Origin of the sequence: Geitlerinema sp. CS-897 (assembly GCF_028368005.1) — a bacterium.
Classification (GTDB): Bacteria; Cyanobacteriota; Cyanobacteriia; order Cyanobacteriales; family Geitlerinemataceae; genus Baaleninema; species Baaleninema simplex.
The window spans coordinates 1-6,327 of the sequence record NZ_JAQNCQ010000207.1; the positions used below are offsets into that span (position 1 = coordinate 1).

The 6,327-nt window shown below is 53.2% G+C and carries 3 protein-coding genes and 1 pseudogene; 2 read left to right on the forward strand and 2 right to left on the reverse strand.

The annotated features are described in order from the left end of the window. The first annotated feature begins 1,075 nt into the window (after positions 1-1,075). Entirely contained in the window at positions 1,076-3,238 is a 2,163-nt protein-coding gene (locus tag POG22_RS13210) for an alkaline phosphatase (protein ID WP_498905763.1), read from the forward strand. 217 nt (positions 3,239-3,455) lie between these two features. Then, positions 3,456-5,291: a ShlB/FhaC/HecB family hemolysin secretion/activation protein gene (locus tag POG22_RS13215; RefSeq protein ID WP_498905765.1), complete on the forward strand. Its 1,836-nt coding sequence runs from the start codon at positions 3,456-3,458 to the stop codon at positions 5,289-5,291. 155 nt (positions 5,292-5,446) lie between these two features. Here the strand turns inward: POG22_RS13215 and POG22_RS13220 are convergent, their stop codons facing one another. Both POG22_RS13220 and POG22_RS13225 read right to left on the reverse strand, forming a co-directional pair. Beyond that, positions 5,447-6,133 carry a class I SAM-dependent methyltransferase gene (locus POG22_RS13220; protein ID WP_498905767.1) on the reverse strand — a complete coding sequence of 229 codons (687 nt, stop codon included), beginning with the start codon at positions 6,131-6,133 and terminating at the stop codon, positions 5,447-5,449. A gap of 76 nt (positions 6,134-6,209) precedes the next feature. Continuing rightward, positions 6,210-6,327: pseudogene (locus POG22_RS13225) on the reverse strand (IS4 family transposase); the annotation flags it as partial.

Below are 6,327 nucleotides of genomic sequence, written 5' to 3' on the forward strand. Positions count from 1 at the left end.
GATGTCAGCCACCGCTTTGAGATGTTCTTGTAGCTTTTCTCGTTCTTCGGAGTTTAAGTTCATTTTGAAATTTTTTAGATATATCTACTCATATTATTTTACCATGATTTTTGTGTTTTTACGAAAGTGAGATGCACCCTCTCAGTCGATGTGTAGCAAAAATTTTAGAATTTTTTACATTGCTTTTAGTTTGAGGTCGGTTGGGTGGAGCGATAGCGAAACCCAACAACAGATCGATGCAGTGCAGAGACTCCGATTTGATAAATTTACATTTTTGAGATGCACCTATAAATTACGCATTCGGCAACAATTAATTGACAAGAGTTAAATTGTAGAAGATTTTTTAATCGAAATTCAAAAAATCTAAAAAATATAAATAGTAAACCTGTAAGTTAAAATTCGATTTTCGACTATAAAATACATTAAAAAATGTTCGACGATCGAGAGGTTTTTGACAGGTGCATCTCAAAAATGTAAATTCATTGTATACGAACTTCTGTACTCGATAGAGCGGCTGTTGGGTTCCACTCCGGTCTAACCGTGGACTGAGCGAAGCCGAAGTCCAACCTACCCAAAACTCATGTTTTTACAAAAGTAAAATACGCCATTTTTGATAGCAATCTTTAAGTAAGTTCACAGCTTTTTTGTCCGCTATTGGTGATGATTTTTTTGAATCGACGGATCGATAAAATCCTAAAAAAATATTTTGTTTAATTTAAGTTTTGTTAACTCGATTTTAAGCTGGTCTTTTTTAGAAAACAATCTAATCTTAACCTTTTCACCAAACTATATTAGGGCGGACACTCCAAAATCTCAAAATCGACAATTATTTGGAGACTTCACGGGTTGGGAGTTTCGCATTTTATCGATCGATTTTTTGACTTTCAGTGCGTGTCCCTCACCTTTCAAAGTTTTGGGAAGTTACGATCGCGATCTATAACCTATTAGAAAATTCGAGAGATCGACTGAATTCGGATTTCATATCGATTTCTACGTTTTACTTAATAGTTGACGATGACGCGCCGTAAATTTAAAGCACGATTGGCAACCTTACTCAGACAACAGACACACACTCATGGCTAAAAACGTAATTCTCTTCGTTGGCGACGGTATGGGCTGGGAAATGGCTCGTGCTGCGGCCATTGCCAAACGCATTGAGGACGGTGAATCTGGCAATAGGCTGAGCGATTTTTACACTGAAGGGAAGGGTGAAGGCTTATCCTTTCAAAACTTAAGTAAGTACACCCTAATGACCACCTACGGGACGACGATCGCCGACGAAGACGGGGTGTTCGATACCGAATTTTCCGCCCTCAACGACGGCCGAGACGAGTTTTCCTCCAACATCACCGGAGAAGCTTTCGTGCGCGATCGCTTCGCCTTCAATCCCTCCTTTAACCCTGGAACGAGCGCCGACGGTGGCGGACGAGTAGCAGATGGCGTCACCGGTAACTTAGTCGGCTACGATCCCAATCGTGGCGGTGAATTTCCCTGGTCTCGCGGTATCGATCCCGCCCCCGATCCCGAATATCCGACGCTGAGCTATCCCGACTCAGCCGGTACGGCGACGGCAATGTATACCGGAGTGAAAACTTACAACGGGGCGATCGGCGTCGATATCTACGAAAAAGATCTCGAAACTATCCTCGAACTGGCGAACCTCCAGGGCATGGGAACGGGCGTCGTCTCATCAGTTCCCGTCGATCACGCTACACCTGGCGCGGCTGAAGCCGCCGTCAATCTCCGTCAAAAACGGGATTTGGGACCGGACAACCTCGACAGTACGCTACAGCAAGCTCTACGGATCGTCATGCCCGACCTGATTTTAGGGGGCGGTCATCCCGATGCTGCCGGAGACGATCCGATTCCCGAAGGGGTCGAGCCGCCCACGAGCGACACCTACGTTAAAGAAGATACTTACGCGGCGCTGACCGATCCTAGCGATCCCAACTTCGGTCTGTACTCGGCATATACATTCCTCGAACGGGGACCGAATGCTGCCTCAATCTTAGCCAGTACCGCCGCCAGCCTCGATCCCGACAACGGCGATCGCCTGTTCGGACTGTACGGCGCGCGGGGACAAAACGGCAATATTCCCATTAACTCCGCCGATGGAACTTACGCTCGTACCGGTCTCAACAACTTCTCCGTTTTTTCCAGTCAAGGTCTCGAACCCGATACCCAACGTCCGTTGGTGGGTAGCGAAACTGACGAGGCGTTCTTAACCACCGAACTCGACTATAACCCCACCCTCAAGGAACTAACCGATTCGGCGATCGAGTTTCTGAGCAAAGACGACGAAGGCTTTTGGCTGATGGTGGAAGGAGGCGACATCGACTGGTCAGCTCACGACAACAACCTCGACAACCTCATCGGATCGATGCTCGACTTCGACGCGGCCATCGAATCCACCATCGACTGGATTCAAAACAACGGCGGCTTTGAAGAAAACCTGCTGATCGTCACCGCCGACCACGACCACTACTTCACTCTCAACGATAACTTCCCGCAACTGTTGCGCGAACAGGGCGCGTCGGAACTAACCGAGGTTGATGACCCGACCGCCGCCGGACATTACTGGGGTGACGATCCGTCTGTGAAGTACGGCTGGGGAACCCATACCACCTTCCCGGTTCCGGTTTACTACGAAGGAGCCGGTTCGGAAATTCTCGACAGCGCGATCGGATCGGGCTACACGGCTTACGGCTACGACGTTCCGGGCTTACCCAATCACATCGACAACACCCACATTTACCAAGCGATGCGCGGGGCGGTTCTCACCGATACCATGACGGGAACCGAAGGTAACGATATGCTGTCCGGCCGCGACGGAGAGGACACGATCGCCGGTTTGGGCGGTAGCGATATGCTCTTTGGCAACAAAGGAAACGATGCGATCGACGGCGGAGCAGACGACGATCGCATTTACGGCGGAGCAGACGACGACACGCTTACCGGCGGTGCGGGAGACGACGTCATCTCTGGCGATTTGGGTAACGATATCCTAACGGGCGGAGACGGTGTCGATACCTTTGTCATCGCTGAAGGTCAAGGATCGGATACGATCGCCGATTTTGTTGCGGGAACCGACGAAATCGGTTTGAGCGGAGGCTTATCTTTCTCCGATTTGACGATTGCGGACAGCGCCGACGGTGTGACGATTTCTATAGGCGAAGAGCTACTCGCGACCGTCTTGGGTGTCACAGCTAACAGCCTGAGTGCTTTTACGGCTGTTTAACGGGACGGGCGATCGCCCATCTAGACCGAAACAAACCACGAGACTGAGAACCTCGACCAGCATCTCCGATTTCGGAGGTGCTTTTTTAATTGAAATGGCATTTGGCAGTTTCGCAAGGCGATCGCGACGGGTCGGAAAACCGAGCTGCATAGCGAATTCCTGAGAGGGTGGTATCGTCGTAGGAAATAACAACCACAGACAAATCGAGGAGGCGTGAGTGAAAGGTTGGCGATCGTGGTGTGGTGTCAGTGTCGGACTTGCGATAACGTGGCTGTCAACTGCTGAATCTTTGTCCGCTCGCGTCGTCCCGAACACAACTCAAGCGCTTTTAGAAATGCCGAAAAAGCGCTCGTTCGGGCTGGAAACGCAGCAACCGACTCAAAAACAGCACGCCCAAAACGTGCCGTCGATTCCGCCGATTCAAACAGATCCCGAACCCGATCCCGGCGATCGATTCGGATCGCCCGAACCGGAAGCCGAACCCCTCGAACCGGACGACGAACCCCTCCCGACTGAACCCGAACCGCCTCCCCCGACTCCCGAAACCGATCCCGACGCACCTCAATTCTTCGTAGAAACGGTCGAAGTCGTCGGAAGTAGCATTTTCACGCCCGAAGACCTGAGCGCCTTCACCGCCGCCGTCGAAGGGCGAGAGGTGACGTTACAAGACTTACAAGCGGTCGCCGACGCCATTACCCAAGAATATCTCGATCGCGATTACATCACCTCTCGCGCGATCGTCCCCAACCAAGATATCGAAGGGGGCGTTGTGACCATCCAAATTATCGAAGGGCGTCTCGGGGAAATCCGCATCGAAGGAACCGAACGACTCAGTGAATCCTTCGTTCGCAGTCGAATCGAACTCGCCGCCGACGTTCCTCTCGATACCGCCGCCCTTGAAGACCAATTGCGCCTGTTGCGGGCCGATCCCCTCTTTGAAAGCGTCGAAGCCAGCTTGCGGGCCGGAGACGACATCGGCGAAAGCTTGCTCGTCGTGCGCGTCACCGAAGCCAATCCCTTCGGGTTCCGCGTCGCCACCGACAACTACTCGCCCCCTAGCGTCGGCGGCGAACGGGCGATCCTCGGCGTGCGCCATCGAAACTTGGCCGGGTTCGGCGACGAAATCGACATTGAATATAACTTTACTTACACCAACGGGTTAGACTTCTTCGATATCGCTTACCGCATTCCCGTCAACCCGATGGAGGGAACGCTTCAGTTTCGCGTCTCCCCGAACCGCAACGAAATCACCCAAGCCCCCTTCGACGAATTCGACATTCGCGGCGAGTCGAACCTCTACGAAATCGATTTTCGACAGCCCTTGATTCGTACCCCTCGCGAAGAATTTGCCCTATCGGTGGGGTTTTCTTGGCAAGACAGCCAAACTTTTCTCGACGACGACCCCGAACCCTTCGGTATCGGCCCCGACGAAGACGGCCGCAGTCGCACGCGATCGCTCCGCTTCAGTCAAGATTACGTGCGTCGGGACACGAGCGGGGCGTGGGTATTGCGATCGCAAATGCGCTTCGGAACCCGAATGTTTGACGCCACTATCAACTCGGGAGACGACCCAGACGGGCAGTTTTTCAGTTGGTTGGGACAGTTCCAACGTATCCAACGCCTCGGAGACGACCACCTCCTCATCGCTCGCCTGTTCGCCCAACTATCCCCCGATCCCCTGCTTCCCTCCCAACAGTTCGTCATCGGCGGCGGTCAGTCGTTACGGGGCTATCGCCAAAACGTCCGAGCGGGAGATAACGGCTTTAGCTTCTCCATCGAAGACCGAATTACCCTGCTGCGGGACGCTTCGGGACTGCCAAAACTGCAAGTGTTGCCCTTTTTAGACATGGGGGCGGTGTGGAACCACGACGATAACCCCAACGCCCAAGCGAGCCAACGATTTTTAGTGGGTTTGGGAGTTGGGGCAATTTGGGAAGCCTTTCCCGGCTTCGTCCTTCGTGTCGATTATGGCGTTCCCCTCGTCGATTTGAGCGATCGCGGCGAGAACATACAAGATGACGGGTTTTACTTCAGCGTCGGATACGAGTTTTAGCGTAACCAGTTACCAGTCACCAGTCACCAGTCACCAGTTACCAGTCACCAGTCACCAGTCACCAGTCACCAGTTACCAGTCACCAGTGGGGAGATGGGGAGATGGGGAGATGGGGAGATGGGGAGAACGTTTCACATTATCTCCCCATCTCCTGGTCATTTCGATACCTCCCTTTGGGCGACGCACATTAGCGACAACGCTGCTTCGGGAGAATCGGGGTCGATTCCCGAGAAACGCTGGGCGATGCGGTATTTGGACGCCGATCGCCCGATGTTACCCTGGAAAATTTCCGCCCCCAGGTCGTGGTTGTGCGGAAAGATGCGGGTGGAAAAGCCCAGAGGATCGAGAACCGAACGAAACCAATCCGCCGTCACGCCGTCGCCGGGGACGTGGTGTGCTTCGCTGGCGAGGGCGCACTCTTGTTCGGATTTGGAGGCGTGACCGCCCCGTTCGATCCAGCGATAGAGGGGCAAACGGGCTTCCCAGACAAATCGGGCCAGTCCCTTATAATGCCACGCCGTTTGTTGGGGGTCGTGGTCGCATACTAAGATGCCGCCAGGTTTGACCAGACGTGCGGCTTCTCGTAAGGCTTGGGTCATGTCGTCGCAGTGATGCAGGGTGGCGTTGACGACGACGATATCGGCAATTTGCGATCGCAAGGGTAACTGTTGTGCGTCGGCTAGAAGCGGTTGATAGCCCAGTTCGGCGGCCATTTTTAACGCCCCGAGACTGACATCGACACCGATTAACAGTTTGGGACGACCGCCGACGGAGGCGAAAACGTTCCCCGGACCGCAACCGATATCGACGACGATTTTATCGTCCCAGGAGCCGGTGGCCACCTGCCAGCGATCGATAAACGCGCGATCGCGGTGGCACGCCTCGAAGTACGATCGCCCTGAGAGGGTGACAACATAGCTAGACCCCCTGCCTCACAAGGGATAGAGCCTCTAGCCCTCGTTGAAAATGGAGAGATTTGTGAGGCTTCAACGCCATGAGCGCCAACATCCAATCTCTCCAGAGCAGCAGGGATTGA